Here is a 22,198-nt window from a genome sequence, read left to right as displayed (position 1 = left end):
TGTTGGTTGTTTTTAAATTTAATTAAAATTATAGGAGAAAATAATGCGAAAGTACAAGAAAGAAAAAGTGCCAAAAGTAAAAAAACACATTGATATTTCGCTAACAGATTGATCTGTACGTGGGAAAATTTTTATTGCGTTTGTTTTTAGTGCAATATTTATTATAGTTTTATTTTTAAATTCATTTACATTTGTAGCGATTATAAATAACTTTGCAAGAATATTTGAAATCAATATTCATTTAAACCCATTTTTTTATAATAAAATAGCTAACTGATGAGAGTTTGCAACATCACAAAATTTTATTTCAAGAACTATTATAAACTTTTTGAGTATATGACTTGTTTATTTTATGGTTATTGGTACAGTGTTTATAATCATTGCATATATTCTTTTATTTAAAGAATTAGATTTTGACCGCATTGCAAATATTTTATGAAGACCTGTTAGAGCAATTTTTAGAATTATGGCAATGATTTATATCTTTGCTCAGGTTATTCCAGTTATTGTTAATACTTTAACATTTTTACAAACATATGACAAAGTTTGAACATACTTATTGAACTGTTGATCAAATCTTTATGTAATTTATGCTAAAAGTTATTTATTATTAGGGGCTGGATTGTTTGTAATAGTAAATTATATTTTCTTCACAATATTTAGTTTTAAAAATAATGTAGTTGTTTTAATAAATTGATTTACAGAAAAACGTTTTAGAATTATAAATTGAAGAAAAATGCTTTTAATAATTATGTGAGTAAATATATGATTATTAACAGTTAGTGTATTATTGCCTGTATTTATTATGGGAACTCCAACATTATTTTGAAAAACACCACTTCGATTTAGTATCCTTGGAAATTATCTGCCTTGGTTATCATCTTTTGCTTATTATGAATCACAATGAATTTATTTAGCAATGATTTGTTCTTTGTTTATAATGGTACTTTTAGCGCACGCTCATTATGCTTCATTAGTACAAAATCCTGGCGAGATGTTCATATTGTATGTAATGGTTGCTAACATGCAATTTAAAATGAGAGATTTTAGAGAAAAAGATTTCCATTTGAAATGATGATATATGATTGCTTTAGCTTTTTTCCTTGGAGACTTTTTTGTGGTCTATGGAGTAGTTGAGTTATTTAATCAGTTATCTGCAATTTTTACAAAAGGAAGCAATAGGTTAATTGATGCGGGATTTAAATCAACCACCTATTATTTCGAAAATCTTTTGTACTTACAGTCTTTTACAATATTATTTTTTGGTTTTATTGGTTTGGCGTGTGGAGCTTATTTGATTTGAATTGCAGGAGAATTAGTTTTTGGTTGATGAAAAATGTCAATGTACAATTATTTTAAAACATCTTTTTTAAACTTTACTATATTTGGTGTTCTAGGATATATATTTTTATTCTTTGTATCATTCATATTTATTCATTCAATTGTCAGTGAATACTTTTATTCAAACCCTGCTGTATTGAGAAAAGATAACTTTTTATTGTCTATATGCTTATATATTTCATATGTTCCAGTGTTTAATGTTTTTTCAATAATTTATGCACCACTCTTACTGCAAGATGGGGCAATAGGAACATTAATTTTAATAAGTATTTATCAATTTGCTGTTCTAACTACAGTTGGTGCAATATTAATGGATCATTTCTCAATCAAAGAGTGATTCTTAAATATCACTAGACATACTTTCTGACCTCCTGATCTTAAAGGTATTGATGATGAAGATTATGGATTAAGTAAAAAAATGATTTTATATATAAATAGTTTAGAAAAAGAGTTTAGATATTATAAAACAATACAAAACAAAAAAAATAGCGAAGCGCTCGCAGAAGTAATAAAAGAAGTTGAAGAAGAGTTTGAAAACTTTCAAGAACTTATGAGAAATGATGAAAAAGTTAGAAACTATGTCATGTATAACAATATTGATTTGCCATTTTACAATTTAGATGACAAAGACGTTGTACAAAATAATCAAAGTTTTGAATCAACAAAAAGTATGGCAGACGAAGAACTTGATGATATAAATAAATATGATATACAAGAAACAATAAAAACTTTAGATCTAGACAATAAAAATACTGAAAAAAGTTTAGAAGAAAACAAAGAAGAATTAAATTTAAATAATGAACAAAAAAATACTAATGTCATTGAGGAACCTTTGGAAAATATAGAATCAACTCAAATTGTCGGAGTAGAAGATAAGTCAAGTGGTGAACCAGTAACTAAAAAAATAAAAATTGTATTTGATTATTCAAAAGAAAAAAAACAAGAAGCAACGTTGAAAGTAATTCAAGGTGTAGATTGCTACATTTGTGACCAAAAAGTTGAATGGTCTGAATATTTATTTAAACAAATTGCTTTTGGTTATAATCCATCAAATCCGGAAGTAAGAATATTCCATATCAAGTGTTTTGAACAAAATGAAAAGTATTTTGAAATATTTGATATCACTCAAAGATAAAAAAATAAAGGAGAATCAAAGATGAAAAAGTTATTAAAAATCAGTTTTTCATTTTGTTTAACATTAACTTCAACTAGTTTTGTTTTAAGCTGTAAACAAAAAAGAAAATCAGAGCAAACGAATTTCTCAAATGTTTTTAAAGATTTTGAAATGAATGTAAATGATGAAAAAACTTTCGACTTACAAGCACCAAGACCAACAAGAAAAACTGTTATGTCTGTTGATTCATCTGATATTCAAGTTGTAACAGCACATTTTGTTTTAGATAATAAAGTTACAGATCAAACTGTTGCTAGTGATGAAACCGGAGATGGAAAATTTCAAATACATGTAAAAGGAATTAAAAAGGGACAAGTAGTTTTACAAGTGGTATATGGTTCAAAATGAAGCTCTATAAATATAAAAGTAAATAGTACTAATGTACAAAGTAAATAAAAATTCGAATCACTTCGAATTTTTATTTTTCAATTATTTTACTGAATTTACTTTCTCTACATATTGTTTTGCTATTTTCACGATATCTTCATAAGCAATACTTTCAGACGCACCTCCAAGATCAGCAGTAACTCCGCAACCAACACAACCAGCTTTAATAAAGTCGGCTATATTACTTAAATCAATTCCTCCTGTTGCTAAAAATTCAAAGTTAGGGTGTGGATTATGAATAATTGAAATATAATTCATTGGCATAGAATTTGCAGGGAAGAACTTAATTAATTTTGCACCATTAGAATGTAAATTATACATTTCAGTTGGTGTAACTGCTCCAGCCACAAACAATATATCTTTTTCGTTACATCATTTTAAAATTTCTATATCTCCAACTGGTGAAACTAAGTAACTTGCGTCGTGTTCTATTGCTTTTTTTGCCTCTTCTAGTGTAAGTATTGTTCCAGCTCCAATACTTAAATCTGGGAAGTCTTGACTACAAGTTTTTATTAATTTATAAGCATCTGGTATAGTTAATGTGATTTCGATAAACTTAATACCAGCTTCATGTGAAGCTTTAACAATTCTATAAGCATTATCATATGAATTTGTTCTAACAATTGTTGATAATCTATACTTTCTAAATTCATCTATATGTTTTGTAATATTTGACATAAATTATTTTCCTTTCATTTATAATCTTTAATAGAGGTAAACACACGTGATCAAAATTTTAAACAATGCATTTAAAGCTATTAAAGAAGAAATTTTTTTATACCCTTGCCTAGGTCTTGTTTCTAAAAAGAACTCAGGTTGTCATAAGGATATGAATTATAAAACTTTTTTAAAAAGTTATAAAGTTTTAAAAGCGTATTTGCGTAATATTTATAATAATCAAAACAACATAACTAGTTTTAGTGATTTAAATAAAATTGGAATTATTTACGAACAGCTAATGTTTAAAGCAACAAACAATATCAATACACATAAAGGTTTAATATTTGCTTTTGGTATTTTCTTTTATTGCTACATTAGCAGATCTTCAGATGAACAAGAAGTTTTAAACAAATATATTTCAAATTTTTGTAAATCATTAAAACAATTGGACTACAATAAAATAAATTCGATAGGAGCTAAACTTTATATTAAACATAATGTTAAAAGTGCCAGACACATTGCGGTAGAAGGTTATAAAGTTGTTTTTGAAATTTTAGAATTTTATAAAAGTAATATTGCTAATTTAAAAATATCACAAAGGTATAAAAATTATTTTTTACTTCTTAAATGTGTTCTTGCAATTGAAGATACAACTCTAATAAATAAGGTTGGATATGATAAATATTTAAATTTAAAATTTGAAATCCAAAAAAATTTTGATCTAATTTACACAAATAATTATGATGATATGTTTTATAAAACTATTTATAATTTCAATAATTATGCAATTAAAAATAATATTTCTCCTGGTGGTGCAGCAGATATATTTGTAATACTTTTGTTTTTAATAAAAGAAAAGTATTAGTTATTTTTATAAACATTTTTTTCTGTCATACGTTTTTTGATATCTACTTTTTTAATAATCTCAATAGTTGTTTGCGGTACAAGAGATTCTCATTCTTTATTTTCATAAATATTTTTTCTAACTGTTGATGCAGATACAACATTGTTATTAATAGTATATCTTTCAACTTGTTCAAAACCTATATTATTTTTTTCTAAAACTGTATTCATAACATTGTTATACAAGTTTGTTGTTCTAGAGTTTGGCTCTGAACCAACAACTCTTGTTATTTTTGATTTGGTGTTTTCAAATAAATTTACAAAAACATTAGCATCAACTTCTGAATTAGCTATAACTATTTTATCTTCTTCATTTAAAAAATATGTTGGAAAAGTCGCTTTTGAAATTAAGTAATCAGATCCTTTTAGTAAAGCTACATTTGTAAAATTTTTTACAAACAAGCTAAGCATTTGTTTTCTCTCTTCGTATGTAAATAATGAAACATCTTCTTTAACAGGAATTATATATACTTGTTGATACTTTTTTGAAGCATATTCTATTAAAAAGCCATGACCTTTTGTTAAAGGGTTGCAATTCATAAGTAGGATAGCTATGTCGTTACCTGTTAGTAAATTTTGAATATATGTTTTATATTTTTTGTAATTATTTATTTTATTTGTTAAAAAAGCAATTTTATCATTTACAAAAATATTATCAAAACCAACACCTTCAAAAATAAATTTGTTTTCTGGTTTTGTAAAAACAAATATTTCATCTTGTTTTTCTAAATAAATTAATTTAGAAATTTCTGTAACTAACTTATTTAAAAAGTTTTGATTTATGTAATCTTTACAAACAGCAATACATTTAATAACATTATTTAACTTGCTACATGTAGCAATTATTTTTTGTTTTTCATCTTTGATAACTAATGTTGCATCAACTAAGTTATATTCTAAATCAAACCTTTTTAAAAATTCAGTCACTCTTTTGGTTTCAAATGAACTATTTAAATCAATGTAGTACATTTTAAAATTATTCATCGTCCATTACCTGTAACATAATTCTTTGGATGTCTGTAAAGTATAATTCAATTGATTTAACCAAGTCTTCATAATCTTTTGTAAGAAGCGCCTTACAAATATTTATATGTTGATCTAGTATAACATAAAAATAGTCTTGCGCTTTTTTACTGATTAAATATCTAACATTAGAAAATAAGATTTCAAATTTATTAAATAAGTTTTTAGTAAAGTATTTGTCTGAGACAGAAAATAGTAAGTCATAAAACTCTTGGTTTCATTTTTTTAGTAAATCGTAATTTGCTCTGTCTAAGCCTTCTAAATATTCTAAAACTTTTTCAACAACTACTCTATGATCTTTGTTTGTAATTTTTGTAAATATATCTTTAAAAATAATTAACTTTGCACACTTTCTTAACTCTATAACTTCAGTGAGTTCATGGTAAGTTAACTTTTTGATAATTACACCCATATCTTTTCTAACAACTAGCAAACCATATTCTGCTAGTGTAGAAATAACTTCACGAATCTTTGTTCTTGAAACATTATATTTATTTGATAAATCTATTTCTTTTAATCTATCATTAGGACTTAATATTCCTTCTGAAACATCTTTTATAATGTCATGCATAATATATTCTTTTGAAAAAGAAAAAGAAATCTCTGTTTTTAATAGTTCATCCACAACTTTTTCTAACTCTTCAATAGGGTGAGTTTGTTTAAACGCGCAGTTTTTTGCAAATTCACTACACATCAAACACACCCTAGGTAGTTTAGCTAAATTTTCTCTAGTTATTTTTTTAGTTAATGAAACATAAACATCTATATCTACTAAACTTGAGTGTTTACCTAAAATATCTTCAAAGTCTAAAGCAATTTGTTTAACTTGATATGGATGACCTTTGCTAACCTCAATAAAGTATATATATCCAGCAGCATCTTCAAAAAAATCATAATTTATATTTTCATATAATTTTTTTAACATGCTTAAATATTCATAAAAACATTTTTGTATAAAGTTTTTTTTCAGTTGTCCAGTTTTATTTGCTCCAGGAATATTTAAAGATAGGGTAGTGACAAACTCTGAATTTTCTAGTTTTGATTTAAGAACGCGCGTTCTATTTTCACGCGCATCTAAAATTTCTTCTAGAATATTTGGCATCTAATCAATTTCCTTTACTTTGTAAATGATATCAATAATTGATCCATCTCTATATTCTACAACAGCAACTGGTTTTGAATAATCATATTCTATTGGTTTTGGTTTACCTACAATTGAGTATGCAAACTCCATCATTTCTTGTAATGTATTTATTTTTACATTAGCTTTTTGTAAACTTTCAATAATGTCTTGTCTATTTGGATTAACAGCAATACCATAATCGGTTACAATTACATCAACTGTGTTACCGGGTGTGACAATTGAATTAACATTTTCTACAACACAACTCATTCTACCTCTGATTAAAGGTAATGCCACAATTGTAATTTTTGCACCTTGAGCAGTATCTGGGTGACCACCTTGTGCACCTCTAATAACTCCATCACTTCCAGTAATAACATTTACATTAAAGTTTAAATCAACTTCTAATGCACTTAAAATAACATAATCTAATTTGTTAACAAAAGGCGATTTATTTTGTGCATTTGCATACATTGATGCAGATATTTCTATATGGTTTTTATTTTTAGCAATCGAATTAACAGCTGATATATCAAAACATTGTGTATCAAATAAAGCTGTTGTTAATCCAGTTTCCAATCAGTTAACCTGGTGACCTGTTATTCCTCCGAGACAGAATGATGATTTAATATTTTTTTCAACCATATGTTCTGTTAAAGTTTTGATTGCAGATAAAGAAGCTCCACCGGTTCCCATTTGAATTGAAAAACCCTCTTTAAAAAGTTCCGTATTAACTATAACTTTTGAAATAAAGTCAGCAATAATTTCTTCTTTTGGTGCTGAAGTAAGTCTTATTTCTTTTGAAACAATTTTATTTGGATCTCCAATTTGATCAACTACAACAACATAGTCAACTAAACTTTGTGATATTGAAATAACTTTATTTGGATAATCAACTAAGTGATCGGTTATAATGATTGTTTTTGCAGCATACTGTGCATCAACCATTCCATAACCCAGACTTCCACAAGCTGATTGACCAATAACACCGTTACAATTTCCCATCTCATCTGATGAACTTGCAGCAATGAAAGCTAAATCAATTTTTAAATCTCCTGATTCAATTGCTCTTGCTCTTCCACCATGACTTCTTATAATCATGGTATTTTTGAACTCACCTGATGAAACAAATTTTCCAAGTTCGTCACGACAACCAGAAGTTTGTAATCCGGTAACTACACCTTTTTTAATGTAATCAATTAAAAAGTTATGTGCATCTGTGAAACTACTACTTGCGATTGTAATGTCTTTTATTTTTAATTTATCAATTACTTCCATAACAAGTTGAATTGTTTTATCTCCACTTCTAAAGTGGTGGTGGAATGATATTGTCATTCCACTTTTCAATCCTGATTTTTTTACTGCTTCTTCTAATGAAACAATTTTATTTCTAACTACTCCATAATTTGGCAATTCAGTTTTATTAGTTGAAAAAATTGAAGGTTTTAACTCTTTTGAATTGTAAGCAACAAGTTTATAACTAATATCTTTTATTTTTTCAAGATCTGCTTGTTTTATTTTTTCACTCATATTAATAATCTCCTTCTTTAACTAATTCAAACTGTTTTGCAATTTCAAGTATCTCCATTTGTTTTTCAACAACTGGTTTGTCAACCATTGTTCCTCTAAATTGGAATACTCCAACTCCTTCTTGAACACTTTTATTAAATGCTCTAACCATTTCTAAGGCATACTCTACTTGTTCAGGGGTAGGTTTGTAAATTTCGTTTATAAATCTAATTTGATTTGGGTGAATAACAGATTTTCCATTAAACCCTAATGATTTTACAAACTTAAATTCTTTAACAAAGCCTTCCTTGTCATTTACATTTGAATAAACTACATCGAATACATCTAATTTTAATGCTCTAGCTACATGAACTAAATGTTGACGTGCATAAAGTAACTCTGTTCTTTGTTCAGTTTTTTCTCCTTTTAGATCTAATATGTAGTCAAATCCCCCAAGAGCAACTCCAACAATTCTTTCACTTGCTTTTGCTATTTCAAATGAGTTTAAAATTCCTAATGCACTTTCAAAAGCTAAGAACAATAACATTTTGTCTTCTCTTTTATATTGTGCTTCAAATTTTTCTAAAACTTTTACTGCATATTCAATGTCTTCAACTTTTTCAACTTTAGGAAGTCTTATCATGTTAACGTTTGATTGTACACAAGCTTCTACATCTTTTTCAAATCAATCGGTATCAATTCCGTTTACCCTAACACAAACTTCCATTCCATATTTGTTGTAATCCATGTCACTTAAAATTTCTCTTAATAATATTCTAGTACTATCTTTTTCAGAAAATGAAACTGCATCTTCTAAGTCAAACATAATAGTATCTGGTTTGTAGAATACTACATCACGATACATAGCAGGTTTATCAGCTGGCACAAATAGCATGTGTCTTCTACTACGATTTAATTTTCAACCTTTCATACTACTTACCTCATTTTTCAATAGCAGCTAAAACTCTTGCTCTAATTACAGCAGGAATAGCCCCTTGATCATTGATTTCTAACTTTAAATCTGTGACATTTTTTTCTTTGCAAACTTCTAAAATAATAGCATTGATTTCATCTTTATATTGTTTTAAAAATTTTGATTTAATATCTATTTCTAATTTTTTGCTAGGTGATTCAGAGATAACAACCATAAGGTCTCCTGATTCTACACTACCAACTGTTATTGAAACGTCCTTCATAATAAATTCCTTTCCTATACCACACCAACTGGTAGTGGTTCTTTTGCATAAATTGAGAAGAATACTCCAGCAAATATTAAGATAATACTTCCTGCAATTCTACAAGTAATTTGTCCTCATGGCATTAATTCCATTCTATCACTTGTACCTAGAACCATAATAGCTCCACTTCCTCCTTGTGCAGTCATACATAATCCAGCAGCAACACTTGATTCAACTCCATAGAAGTTAAATATTCTTGCTGTGAATAGAGGAAGTAAACTTGCTCCTAGAACAAATGTTAAACACATCAGTAGTGTTGTTGGGTTTAGCGCATTTACAAATTCTTGGAAATCAATATAGTTCATACCAACAGCAAACATCAATAATCATGTAGTTTGTTTTGATATAAATGTATTTACTTTACCTACCCCTTTTTTAATTTCTCTTGGTATTAGGTTTATGATGTTGATTAATAATCCAAGCACGATCATTCATGCATAGTTTGGTATTAAAATACCTAAAACATCTTTTGTAAGTAATTTATCAGCAATAATGTCTGACAAGATATAAATTACACCTATTACTAAGATAGCAACAGCAACGTTTCTATCTTTTGCTTCTGATTTTCTTTCAGTTGTATGAATATCTTTTTTAACAAGTCTTCCATCTCCAGAAAGAGAAGGTCTTGCTTTACCAATAGCTGCAATTAATCCCGCCATAACAACAGATAAAATACTTGCAACAGTTGATACAGCTAAAGCTGCTGACATTCAATCTTTTTTATCAAACCCATTCATACCAGCTATTTCACCAATTGGTTGAATTCCACCACCATTACCATCACATAAAATCGGTAATCAATAGTTTAAGAAGAAATCTTCTAGTGATAAACCAGTTATTAACATTCCTATTAATCCAAGTCCAGTTGCACCAAGTGTACCAATTATAATCAAGGCAAAGAATCCACCTGTTGCTTTAATAATAAGTTTTCTTGGTATTAGAAGTACTGCTCCAACTAATAGAACTGATATATACATTCCTAAGAAATCTTGATCTTTAAATCATACTTTAACTGTACTTTGAACTTCAGCTGGTAGCACATCAAACTCGACAAAGAGACTCCCAACAATCATACAACCAATTAAAGCCCCTCCAAAGTATTTATTTCAGATTGGTATTTTTGCAAATACAACCCCAAATACAATTGATAAAGTTAATAAGATTGAAATTGCATAAATCATTTTGTTGGTAACAACTCCAGCATAGAACGCTCCCAATATAACTCCAACAATAATTAATAGTAAGTATAGAGGAATTGTTCAAATTTTGATTGTTAATCAATCTTTAAATGAGTAATGTTTCATTTCTAACAATTGTTTATGTTTTGTAGCCTTTCATCACTCAAATTTAAGTTTTTTATTGTCAACCCAATCAAGAAATTTTAATTGCATTGGCATATACTCTTTATTGCTTTGCTCATAAATTTCTTGTTTAGCATTCAGTGTTGCTTTTTTAAGTTCTTTACCAACTAAACCTTGTTTTAATAACTCTTCTTTTTTTAATTTAAATTGTTTTTGAAAGTCTAGTTTTCCATATTTTTTTTCAATTGATCTAATATAAATTTTTTCATTATATTTACGTGAGTTTTCAACCCCATCATCTAAGTCAACTTTTGCTAATAGGTAATTTTGTTCTAAAACTTCAATATCTTCATTTAAATCAGACACTTTTTTTGCAAAAATAGATTCTGTCAACCTAATCATTTCATCATGATAATCTTGAGTCATTTTTTCAGCCTTTAATTTTTCGTCAATTAGTGCTTTGTTTTTTGATAAATGAGCATCAATTTTTTCTCTACGTTTTGTAAAGTGTAAAACAGCTTTTTGATAGCTTTTTTCAATTCTTTGAAACTCTTTATCTTTATAAGAATTTAACTTTTCAAGCTTTTTGTCATAAGTTCCCATAGAATTTGTCTTTTTACTTTGGTATTTACTCTCTTGTTCATCTGTAAGAAATTTGTACATAAATAACCTCCTTATAAATTGATTATACATAAAAATTGTATACAATCTAAAAAATTGTATACAATTTTAAAAATATTTTTATTTTGTAAATCAAACATAAAAGGTATAATAAAAATAGTTAAAATTTAAGGAGACTATATGAATAGATATACTAAGTTTATTAGCTCATTTTTTTTATCTTCAATGGTTGTGTCATCAAGTTCGAGTGTTGCATCATGTCAAAATGAGAAATATAAAAACGCAACATCTGTTTCAATTAGACCTGCAGATGAAGTAGTAGATTTACAATTTAATGATGGAAAGGGTTATTCTGATTTGATTGGTTTGTTAACTTATTCAACTACTAAAATTTATCAGAGCGATGACTGACAAAAAAACTTACCTTTACAATTAGAAGATGACAAAGTTCTTGGAACAGACTACAAAAATACTGAAAAACAAGATTATTCTAATAAAGGATGAGATGAAGAGTGACAAGAAGAATATGAAGATCATTTCATTTTAGGACCACATGATGGTTCAAAAATATATACAACATTTTCTAATGGTAATGTTAATTTCACACCAATTGCTGATGAATTTGTAAGTATTTTTAAAGGAATTAATAGACTAAAAAGCTCATTTGCAGACAACGATTATCGATATTATTTATTTACAATTTCAGGTAACAAAGGGAATAGTAAGTTTGATTTATACATTTATCAACTAATAGAATATTTTGATAATGATCAAAATGCATATATTGGTCAATATTATAAAAGATTTCAGTTTAAAGCCGATTTGAAGTATTTCACACAATAAATAGGAGGAAAGATGAAAAAGTTATTAATACCATTGCTAAGTTTGCCTATTATTGCAACTTTTGCATCCAACTTAGTAGTAAATGTAAACCGCTGAAAAAGTGATGAACAAAATGTTAGGGAAAAAATTAACTTTATAATTGGAACTGATGAAGACTATCCTGAAATTAGTGAAGAGTATCTTAACTCTTGAATAAGAATTCATGACTCAGCTATTCTTGGGGTTAATAAATCAAATGCTGCAATCGATGATTACTTTACTTATGAATATCGTAATTTATACAATAAATATAAAGATGTTGATTATAAAGGAGCAAAAGATAATTATGGTATACCAAAATTTGAAGTAGATAATGTTTTTGAAGCCATTTATCGTTCTGATGAGGTTCAATATCAAAGTGCATATACTTTAAAAGCATTATATTCTGAAGCTTGTATAAACATTATCAAAGGGAATTTTAATATATTAATAAACCCATCAAGTGAATCGGTATTATGGTGTTTCAAATATTTTAATGCATTGTGTTATTTCCAATGATTAAAAGTTTGAATTTATGAGGTTTCAACTAGTGTTGAAATTGGTTTAAGCATTGACTTTTATACTTTACCAAACTATGCATCTGTTGATGAAAATTATGAGCCAATTTATCAAAAAGGACCAAATCCTGCATATAAAGCTCCAACACCAGTAACTTCATTAAGCTCAGATTTAAAACCATTTATTGAAAAAGTGTATGATTTAGTATTTATAAAAAAAGGTGATTTAACAAAAAGTTAGGAGAAAAAAGATATGAAAATAAATTTAATGAGTAAAGTTAACAACTATAAGCATATTTTTTCATTGTTCTTTAAAAATATTTTTGTAAATTTTAAAACATACATTTTTTGTTGAGTTATTCCTGCTGCTATATTTATAATTTTGACATTGCTAAGCTTTAAAAATAAATCAGGTGTTTTATTACCGCCACTTATTATGAATTATCTTTCTATATCAGTTTATTTCTCAGCATTCTTTGTTGGCATACTTGTGATTGATTGAAAAAAAAGAAACTATCTTGTCAAATTAAGACTTGGGAATTTAAATACAACAAATTTTCTTTCAATATTATTTTTAAATAATTTAATAATTGTTGCTGGTAGTTTTTTAATCAATCTTGGAATTTACAATATTATGGTTTATTCTGAATGAACTAGAATTACCTATAAATTGTTACAAAATATTAATGGTCCAGTATGATCACTATTCTTTATAAATATGTTATTTATGCTTTTATTTTTAACAGCAGGAGTCATGTTGTTGACAAGCGCTTCTAAAAAAGCAGCTATTAACTTTTTAAGTATTGCACTATTTGTAGTATTACTAATGATGTTTTCAGATTCGGTGATTGATCCAGATATTATGAATTCAAATACGTTCACATATGCTTTAGGATTTTTAAATCCAATTAAATATTTTGTGTGAACAGGAATGCTATTTACTTCTTATAGCTTTTATGACAAAATGGGAATTTCTCAAATTATGCCTTTAGAAAGCCCACACATACCTTTTAATAACCTTTTACCAACTGTCTTACCATCAATTTTATTTTTAGTAGGAATGATTATTTTATATAACTATTTATTTAAATGGGGGTACAAACAATAATGAATAAACTAACTAAAAAAATATTATATATTTTAACAGTCACAATCATTCCAATTGTATTTGTTGTACCTTTGTATTTTTTTGCAATGCCAAAAGTTGGTGAATCAAGTTTAACAAAAAACTTAAAAGACTTTGATTGAAGTAACTCTGATTTAGGTGATGGAATTACTTATAATCCATATAATGACAATTATCAAGCAAATTTAAATACTGATAGTAATATCAACACTACAATTAGCCCTGACTATTACAAAAACTATTTTGACTATGACAAGTTGAATACTGGTTTTCAATGAAATCAAAATATCTCAAAACAAATGGCAACAGGGGTACCTTTAAATAAAGGGTTTATGCCAAATGGAAACTTTGCTGTTGATTTTGGTATAGGTTCACCAGCACAAGCATATCGACAATTAAACTCAATTTTAACTTGAGACCCAAGTATTGATGCTGATGCTAAATATAATAGATCTCAAAAAGATTTAAGAAAGTCAGAATTTGTAGCAAAGAAAAATGTTGCTTCTCAAGATGAAAGACTTAATTTTGATTATTTAGGATTTTCAACAAGAAAACACAGAACTTTTGATAACACAATTGTTGGTACAAAAAATCCATTTGAAAATACCAATTTAAATTGACAATATAATAATGTTTTTGTTAACTGATCGGGTTCATGATTTGAAGGTCCTGTAATACCACCACCAGCCGATACAATTGAAATGGCTCATAATAATGGGGGAAAAATATATGGGAATGTCTTTTTAGATGGAACTCATGGTTTAACAGGAGATATGTTAAGAGATTTTATTGCTCAAAATAGTGATGGAAGCTACAAAGTTGTTGACAAGTTAATTCAAATAGCAGCTTATGAAGGTTTTGATGGATGATTTATAAATAACGAAGCAAATGGTTATTCACCAAATGGAACTGTTTTAGACTATAAAAGTATGGAGCAAATGATTAAGGAATACCATAATAAGACTTCAATATCTAATGATCCAAAAGTAAAAAATCAAAAACTAATTTATTATCGTAATGCAAGTACTGTTAAGTATTCAGCGCTTGACAACCGCTATTATGATAATGAAACTGTTGATATGGCTTCAACAATTTATAAAAATAATGACTTTACAAAAAAAATTGAATTACAAGTAAACTTTGGAGAGACACCAGATAGTACTACTCAGTTTTTAAAAGACCACCCCGATTACACAGGTTCAGACATTTATGGACTTGTTAACTCAGGTTGAGAGGCTTACTTGCATGGGTTTTATGATTACAAAAATTTAGCCTATAAAAGAAAAGTCTTACCTGATGGTACTTATCAATTTGACAAAGACGTTTACACAAGTATTTCAGCATATGAAGATGAAGGACCTGGACAATTTGCAGCTCCTGCAAGTGCATTATCAACAAGACCAATGGATCTAATGAGAAAATACTTATTTATGGCTCAAGTTCAACATTTATATAATGATGTTATGTATAGTGGAGTTAACTTATTTATTGATGATAAAGTTGAAGGGTATTCAGAAAACACATTACAGAGAACCGCTTCTTCAACAAACCACAAAACAGAATTTGTAAAAGCAGATCCGAGAATTCATTTTGATAAAGAGTATCAAAATGATTCAAGAATAAAAGGTAAATCAGGTTTATATGACTATGAATACAACGATAAAAATAAAGGTGTTAACTCTCATAGCTTTGGAATAGGAAATTTAATTAGAGAAAAAACTGTTTTCACAGATGAAAACTTAGATAATAGTTATTTAACAACAAACTTTTCAACTGGTAGTGGTATCAAATTTGCTGGAACAAATAGTGTTATTAATTATCCTTGAACAAACAAAAGATTAGCTGATATTTTACCAACATACAAATGAAGAATTTTCGACACAGACCATCCAGATGAACCACTAAGAATAGATGAATTTGCTGGTGGTTATGATTATGATCAAGTTTATAAAAAAGGAAACTCAATTGTAATAGGAAATGGTTTTGATGAAACAGGTCAAATCGTAGAGAGTGAATATTGGAATCCTAATACAACTTATGGTTGAGATATTATGGGTACTAATATTGCTAAAAATGATAAAAAAATAAGTATCGTTTATAACGATAATCAAACAGAAGCAAAGAATAAAGCTGAAGTTAAATTAAGATTAACCTTTGCAGATAATAATGGTTCAGCATCTTGAAATAATAGTAACGTTACTATTTTAGACCCTCAATCAATTGTAGATAAGGGTAATGGTTGAACTGAAATTAGTTATGACTTGAGTAAAGTTAACAATATAAGTGAAACTCACAAACTTGCTGCAATTGGATTAAATATTAAACCTAAAGTTGATAAATTTAAATTTAATGTTGGAGAATTGTCAGTAATTGATAACTCATATCTAAAAAACGATAATCAAGTAAATATATCAAATCCAAAATCAGAATATGTTGTGTATCGTGACAGAGATGACGAAAAACTAAATAACATTAGATTTAGTTGAGATGCTTCAAATTATGATGCAGTTGATTACTTTGAAATCTATGTTTTAAGTGATGAAAAGTGATATCGTGTAGGTGAAACAACTCAAACAAAATATTATTTAAGAGATCTAACAAGTAAAAATGGTGTAACAATTGCTATCAAACCTATTTTAAAAAATAAAGAAAGAGAAGGTGAGTTATATAAATTTAAGTTAAATTTATAGATGATTATGAGACTAAAAAAATTTAATTCATGTATAAAATACTTATTTAAAACAAGTTTATCATCAGTTTATACTTATGCTTATATAATTGTGCTTCCTGTTTTATTTGAAGTATTTATGTATATTTACTTTATTCAACCATATATAAGTGCTGATAGAGCAATTGTTATTGGGCCAATATTGTTTTTCTCAATGATAATACCAATGCTATTTGTTACAAATATTATTGTTACTTATCGAGAAACAATCTTTTTAAAACAATTAAAGAACTTTGGTGTTTCAAACTTAATGTTTTTGGGAACATTACTTCTAATATTTTTAGTATATGCATTTGTGGCTTTAATTGTAAGTTCAATTTTATTGGTTATTTTAGACGCTGCTACAAAAAGCAATAAAGTAATAGAATGTATAACAACAATGATTTCACAGCCTTCATTTTTGGTTATAATTATTAATTTGTTATTAAATGCCACAGTTATTTATTTACTAGGAGTAATTCTTTCTGGGTTCATTAGTAATATTTATCTAGTTCAAGGACTTAGCCTAATTATTCTTGCATTTTTATTTGCATCGGGAGATTATTTTATCGATTATGAATTCAGTCAAAATCAATACTATCAAGGTATAAGTTATTTAAGTATTCAAAAATATTTTAATTGAATTTACTATATGGCTTATACAAAATCATTTGATGGTGGAAAAAGAGTTTATCTAATTGCATATAATATTGGATCAATAATTCCATTTAAAAATGTCTATGCACCATTATTTTCTATGATTTGTATTGCGCCTTTCCAAGGATATATATCATATGCAAGTTTCAATTTATCTTTTAAAAAATAAAAACCTATTTGTTGAGTCTTCAATAAATAGGTTTTTTTTATTATTTTTATTCTTGGATTTCGTAGTATTTTAATAATCTTTTTCTTAAACTTCCATGTTTTTCAATGATAGTTTTCATATCACTATCTTCATAAATCTCACCACTTTTTAAAATAACTACTCTATCACACAATTCTTCAACTTCTTCAGGTATATGAGAAACTATCAAAAGCGCAACTTTATTATTTTTTTTGTATTCTTTAAAAAACTTGATAAGTTTTATTTGCATCTCTAAATCTAATCCTGTTATTAGCTCATCTAAAATTAATATTTCAGGATTATTTATAATAGATAAAAAACAATTTGCTCTTTGTCTTTCCCCTCCAGATAGGGAATCAATTGATTTATTTATAAAGTCTTTTAAGTTAAATGCATCAACTAATTGGTTAAATTCATCACTATTAATAAAACTTTTATCTTTATAAAACTTTACTAAATCTATTATTTTAGTTCCAGGTGGTCAGCTACCATCTTGAAATTGCATACCAACACGACGATTAACATCTTTTGCTTCTTTATCACTCGTATAGTGAATACTTCCTTGAGTTGGTTTTAATAATTTGGCAATTATTTCAACTAAAGTAGTTTTACCACTTCCATTTGATCCAATAAAAGCAATTGCAGCATTATCTTCAATGTCTAGTGTGATATCTTTTAAAACATGTCTTTTTCCAAAATATTTATTTATGTTTTTAAGTTGTATCATATCATTCTCCTTGTAATTTTTAACTATTTATATATTAACATAAATGTAATTAAACAAAAATAGTCATAATTTTTTATAAAGTTTATTTTTTTAAGTTTTTAACTAATAATTAAAAAAATATAAATAAAAGTAAATCTTATAAAATAAGTAAAATCAATAAAAAAACTCTTAAGTTTATTAGCATCAACACGATTGCTTCCTACTAGCTCAAATTTTGCACTTTTGTGCGCAAATAAAAAATACAAATTATTAATTTGAAAAAAGAAATATATTAACTTTTTTATAATAAATTGATATTAAAGAACAGGTATTTTACAAAATGTTGCTGAATCACTTAAATATTTAGAAAATGCTTAATATGAAATCAACTTTTGCCAATTTTAAATTTATGTATATACCAATTGATTTAAAAATGTTTGTAAAAAACAACTTTATAAATTTTTCTAGATTAGTTGAATTAAATTACTTGTAAAGTTATATAAAAAAGTTTTTTAAAAATGCAAATTATTAATAGAAGAGAAAACTCGAGCAACTCATCCTATAGTGTGAAAACAACTTTCTACAAAAAATATGGTTTAAATAAATACAATAAAAAAAATATCGAACGTAAATATTTAGAGCTCAAATTTCATTTCAGTAAAAATAAAAAGAAAGGTGAATTGTGCTAAAAAAAATTTTAAATATTAAAAAAATTTTTATAGAATTTTAAAATAAAATACATTTAGGAGTGAAAAAAATGAAAAAATTATTAAGTTTATTGGCAGCTACAGGATTAGTAGCTACAAGTAGTTCTGTTGCGGTTGCATGTAATAAAAACAACGATGCTTCAACAACACAAGATGACGGGAAAATTATAGATTTATCAGAAATGTCAATTAAAGAATTAGGTGACATTAATGGTTCAGAAGCAACACCTTCTGTTGCCACAATCGTAAAAGCTATAAATGCAAAAAACAGCAATTATGGTTTAGCTGAAAATGATGTTGAATTTGAAGGTGCAGCAACAAATTCAAAAGCAACAATTAAAGCAAAAACAAGTTCAAGTAAGTTTATAAATAGTGTAGAAGTTACTTATAGCTATAATCAAGTTTTAGATTTATCTAAATTACAAAATAAAGAACTTGGAGAAGTTATTGGTAGAGGGACAAGTCCAGTTATTTCAGACTTGATTAGAGCTATTACTTTAAAAAATAGTAGTTATAATTTATCTGAAAATGATGTTGAAATAGATGGTTCAGCAACAAATTCAAAAGCAACAATTAAAGCAAAGGCTGACTCAAAAAAATTTACTGGAAGTGTAGAAGTAACTTATACTTACAAGCAACAATCAAGTCAAATAGATTTGGCTAATTTGACAACTAAAGATCTTGGAGAAATAAAAAGTATTCAAGAAAATATGCCTTCTCTTGCAGAAATAGTTAAAGCAATAAACGAAAAAAATGAAAATACTAATTTAACAGAATTGGATGTTGAGTTGGGTGAAGGTCAAACTAATGAAAAAGCAACTATAAATGCTAAATCAGATTCTCCTGTATTCAAAGGAACTGTTGAAGTGACTTATACATATAAAGCTGTAAAAAGCATGGATATGAGTTTAGTTGAGCAAGCAATTAAAGGGGAAGGGGATTTTGGTGCGCAAAATCCTGCAATTTGCAAACTTGGAATTACAATTGACCCGGATAAAAATAAAGATGAAGAGCAAGCTTTTGCAACTTTGAAAGATTATACTCAAAAACTTTTAAATTTAGCTGCAATACAAGGATTAAACCTTGATTTAAATAAATTATTAGAAATGATTACTCTATCTTACTATAGTGATGATAATTCATCTGTATTACACAAAAATGGTGAAGTAATTAAATCATTTAAGATTTCTTTAAAAGAAGGCATGAATTATCATATTGATGGGTATTATGTAACTGGGGAAATTAAAGCTAGATTTGTAACAAAAGTTGATATAAATACTGTTATTGTAGGCAATGATATTGGTGAAATTGAACCTAAATCTTCATCGGCTGCAGCTCCGGCAACAGCAATTAAAGATGCTTTAAAAGTAAAATACGCAAACTTTTTAGAAGAAAATAAATGTAATGAGCATTCTTTTGATGTTGACTATAAACAAGTAAAATTAAATTCAGATAAAAGTGCAGGAACAGCAATATTGCCCAAGTTAGTTGGTATGAATCAAATTTTTTATAACACAAAAGAAGTTAGTTTTACTGTTAAAAAGTAATTATTATGATTTTACAATTTCAGTAAGAAACTAGATTTTCTAAAAATAGTTACTTAATTATTTTACGGTTATGTTGTCTATTCTCAAATAAATTAAAGTTGATATTATTTGATTTGTGATATTTTATTTTGGAATTATTAATTTATCTAAATAATAAAATATTTTGAAAAATTAAAAAATATTTTATTTTTTCAAAATATTTACACAAAACTAAATTGTTTAGTAAAATTATCTAGTATAAAACAAGGAGGAAATAATGAAAAAGTTATTAAGTTTATTGGCAGCAACAGGATTAGTTGCTACAAGTGGAAGTGTTGCAATTGCATGTAACAAAAATAAAGATGCAGATAGCAGCACCGAAAAAAAAGATTTAAGTGTTTTAGAAACTAAGGAATTAGGAGAAGTTACCGGAACAAGTGATTTACCGACTGCTGCAGATCTTGTTAAAGCAATTAATTCTAAAAACAAAGATTATGGTTTGACATCAAATGATGTGGACTTAGATGGAAAACCAACCACTACTTCTGCTAAGTTAAAAGCAAAAGATAGTTCAACAAAGTTTACAGGAACTGTTGAAGTTAAATACACATACAAAAAAGATGATTCAAGAGCAAATTTTGATCTGTCTCTAGTAAGTCAAGTTATTGATAATACTGGTCAAGGTGCACTTGCTAGACCAAATTCATTTAATATAGGTTATTTGATGGTAAGCGATATTAAAGATCAAACTAAAATTTATTCTGATTTAGATAGATTTATTGGTAAGGTAGTAGATAAAGCAAAATTACTATATCCAACAGTTACAAAAGAAGCTATAATGGGAATGATTAATATTGATTATATTGATGCTAATGGAAACAAAATTCAAAATGGTGTTGAGGTTGCTTCGATAAAAGGTTCTGTAAAAGATGGACATGCTGATGATATTGATAAAATTCATGCCGTGGGTACAGTTGAAATTAAAATAAAAGAATATAAAAAATTAAGTAATTTTAACTTCAACAAAAATTTGGGAGAACTTTCATTTTCTAATCCATCAGATTTAGATCTTTCAAAAGAAGAATTTTTAGGAATGTTCAAAACAAAAAATGAAACTGCAATTAAAGACTTTCCATACGACCAATTAGAAATTAGAGACTTTTCCTTAGAAAAAGGAACTGCTAAAATAGGAGTTCAAATAAATGGGGATTGTTCTCAGGAAGATATTGATTTAACATTTACTATAGGTAAATCCGCAGCACAATTCAACTTAAGTTCATGAACAACTTACTCAATATATTATCCATTTATTTATGATGATTATGAATCTAGTGGTGATTTAAAAAATAGAATAGTGGATTATTTATATGATGTAAACAATAATATTGAATTCTGACAAAAATTTTCATCAGATACAGGATCATATCTTTTTATAGGTCAAAAAGCAGCTTCTGATGATCAATCAACTACCACTAAGGATGGAACAATTGATAAAAGTACTTTTGTAGCAGATTTTGAATCAATTATTGATATTAATAACAAAGATAACAGTAATACTGACATAACTATATCATTTAAAGAATCTGCAAAAGATAAATATCAAGGATACACACTTGTTGGATCTGCTAATATAACAAAAGAACCTTCAATGGGATAAATTATTATAAGTAAATATTCAATTATTAAAATTTTTAATTTAAAATTTACATAAAAACTTTCTCCATATTCATTTTTTATGGAGTTTTTTTATTTTTAAATTATGTTTGTAATAAATCTAAAATTATTTATAAATTTAGATTGCTGAAAAAATAAGTTAATATTTTTACTATATGATTTTTATGTTTTTATAAATAAACAAATATAGAAAAAAGGAAGCTAAGTAGACCAGTTGTATATACAACTGGTTTTTATATTAGAAAGGAA

General features: G+C 26.8%; 18 protein-coding genes. 10 read left to right on the top strand and 8 right to left on the bottom strand.

All coding sequences use genetic code 4. The features are described from left to right. Positions 1–43: 43 nt before the first annotated feature. Positions 44–2,476 (top strand): hypothetical protein, encoded by a 2,433-nt coding sequence (locus SHELI_RS05330; protein WP_069117369.1) that lies wholly within the window; start codon positions 44–46, stop codon positions 2,474–2,476. Positions 2,477–2,497: 21 nt separating this feature from the next. Next, positions 2,498–2,911, top strand: coding sequence for a hypothetical protein (locus SHELI_RS05325; RefSeq protein WP_069117367.1), 414 nt, complete (start codon positions 2,498–2,500; stop codon positions 2,909–2,911). A 33-nt stretch (positions 2,912–2,944) separates the two neighbouring features. On the opposite strand, the gene SHELI_RS05320 is transcribed toward SHELI_RS05325, so the two are convergent. Beyond that, a complete protein-coding gene (locus tag SHELI_RS05320; RefSeq protein WP_069117365.1) occupies positions 2,945–3,580 on the bottom strand; it encodes a bifunctional 4-hydroxy-2-oxoglutarate aldolase/2-dehydro-3-deoxy-phosphogluconate aldolase in 636 nt (211 codons plus the stop codon). Positions 3,581–3,626: 46 nt separating this feature from the next. On the opposite strand from SHELI_RS05320, the gene SHELI_RS05315 reads away from it, so the two are divergent. Then, the gene (locus SHELI_RS05315; RefSeq protein WP_069117363.1) at positions 3,627–4,427 is read left to right on the top strand and encodes a triphosphoribosyl-dephospho-CoA synthase; all 801 of its coding nucleotides are present in this window, start codon (positions 3,627–3,629) and stop codon (positions 4,425–4,427) included. On the opposite strand, the gene SHELI_RS05310 is transcribed toward SHELI_RS05315, so the two are convergent. From SHELI_RS05310 to SHELI_RS05285, 6 genes are read right to left on the bottom strand one after another with little or no spacing between them, the layout of a single operon-like run. Further along, positions 4,424–5,449, bottom strand: coding sequence for a nucleotidyl transferase family protein (locus SHELI_RS05310; protein ID WP_069117361.1), 1,026 nt, complete (start codon positions 5,447–5,449; stop codon positions 4,424–4,426). The genes SHELI_RS05315 and SHELI_RS05310 overlap by 4 nt on opposite strands. Further along, on the bottom strand, positions 5,442–6,590 hold the full coding sequence (locus tag SHELI_RS05305; RefSeq protein WP_069117359.1) for a citrate lyase holo-[acyl-carrier protein] synthase: 1,149 nt from the start codon (positions 6,588–6,590) through the stop codon (positions 5,442–5,444). The genes SHELI_RS05310 and SHELI_RS05305 overlap by 8 nt, the downstream gene beginning before the upstream one ends. After that, the gene (gene citF / locus SHELI_RS05300) at positions 6,591–8,141 is read right to left on the bottom strand and encodes a citrate lyase subunit alpha (RefSeq protein WP_069117357.1); all 1,551 of its coding nucleotides are present in this window, start codon (positions 8,139–8,141) and stop codon (positions 6,591–6,593) included. Position 8,142: 1 nt separating this feature from the next. Beyond that, positions 8,143–9,051, bottom strand: a complete 909-nt coding sequence (locus tag SHELI_RS05295) for an aldolase/citrate lyase family protein (protein ID WP_069117355.1) — start codon at positions 9,049–9,051, stop codon at positions 8,143–8,145. Between the two features lies 1 nt (position 9,052). Next, the gene (locus SHELI_RS05290) at positions 9,053–9,316 is read right to left on the bottom strand and encodes a citrate lyase acyl carrier protein (RefSeq protein WP_069117353.1); all 264 of its coding nucleotides are present in this window, start codon (positions 9,314–9,316) and stop codon (positions 9,053–9,055) included. 14 nt (positions 9,317–9,330) lie between these two features. Next, complete coding sequence (locus tag SHELI_RS05285) at positions 9,331–11,322, bottom strand: 2-hydroxycarboxylate transporter family protein (protein WP_069117351.1); 1,992 nt, start codon at positions 11,320–11,322, stop codon at positions 9,331–9,333. 138 nt (positions 11,323–11,460) lie between these two features. On the opposite strand from SHELI_RS05285, the gene SHELI_RS05280 reads away from it, so the two are divergent. The 5 genes from SHELI_RS05280 to SHELI_RS05260 are packed head-to-tail and all read left to right on the top strand — an operon-like array spanning position 11,461 to position 17,318. Continuing rightward, positions 11,461–12,123 (top strand): hypothetical protein, encoded by a 663-nt coding sequence (locus tag SHELI_RS05280; protein ID WP_069117349.1) that lies wholly within the window; start codon positions 11,461–11,463, stop codon positions 12,121–12,123. Positions 12,124–12,135: 12 nt separating this feature from the next. After that, complete coding sequence (locus SHELI_RS05275; protein ID WP_069117347.1) at positions 12,136–12,900, top strand: hypothetical protein; 765 nt, start codon at positions 12,136–12,138, stop codon at positions 12,898–12,900. Positions 12,901–12,912: 12 nt separating this feature from the next. After that, positions 12,913–13,767: a hypothetical protein gene (locus SHELI_RS05270; protein ID WP_069117345.1), complete on the top strand. Its 855-nt coding sequence runs from the start codon at positions 12,913–12,915 to the stop codon at positions 13,765–13,767. Continuing rightward, the gene (locus SHELI_RS05265) at positions 13,767–16,475 is read left to right on the top strand and encodes an endo-beta-N-acetylglucosaminidase (RefSeq protein WP_069117343.1); all 2,709 of its coding nucleotides are present in this window, start codon (positions 13,767–13,769) and stop codon (positions 16,473–16,475) included. The genes SHELI_RS05270 and SHELI_RS05265 overlap by 1 nt, the downstream gene beginning before the upstream one ends. Further along, entirely contained in the window at positions 16,476–17,318 is an 843-nt protein-coding gene (locus SHELI_RS05260) for a hypothetical protein (protein WP_069117341.1), read from the top strand. A 46-nt stretch (positions 17,319–17,364) separates the two neighbouring features. On the opposite strand, the gene SHELI_RS05255 is transcribed toward SHELI_RS05260, so the two are convergent. Then, positions 17,365–18,063, bottom strand: a complete 699-nt coding sequence (locus tag SHELI_RS05255; RefSeq protein WP_069117339.1) for an ABC transporter ATP-binding protein — start codon at positions 18,061–18,063, stop codon at positions 17,365–17,367. 736 nt (positions 18,064–18,799) lie between these two features. On the opposite strand from SHELI_RS05255, the gene SHELI_RS05250 reads away from it, so the two are divergent. Beyond that, positions 18,800–20,296: a lipoprotein gene (locus SHELI_RS05250; protein ID WP_069117337.1), complete on the top strand. Its 1,497-nt coding sequence runs from the start codon at positions 18,800–18,802 to the stop codon at positions 20,294–20,296. Between the two features lie 256 nt (positions 20,297–20,552). Continuing rightward, positions 20,553–21,932: a lipoprotein gene (locus tag SHELI_RS05245; protein ID WP_069117335.1), complete on the top strand. Its 1,380-nt coding sequence runs from the start codon at positions 20,553–20,555 to the stop codon at positions 21,930–21,932. Positions 21,933–22,198 lie beyond the last annotated feature (266 nt).

Origin of the sequence: Spiroplasma helicoides (assembly GCF_001715535.1) — a bacterium.
GTDB lineage: Bacteria > Bacillota_I > Bacilli_A > Mycoplasmatales > Mycoplasmataceae > Spiroplasma_A > Spiroplasma_A helicoides.
Note: the sequence above shows the minus strand (reverse complement) of the source record. Positions and strands in the feature narration are given on the sequence as shown.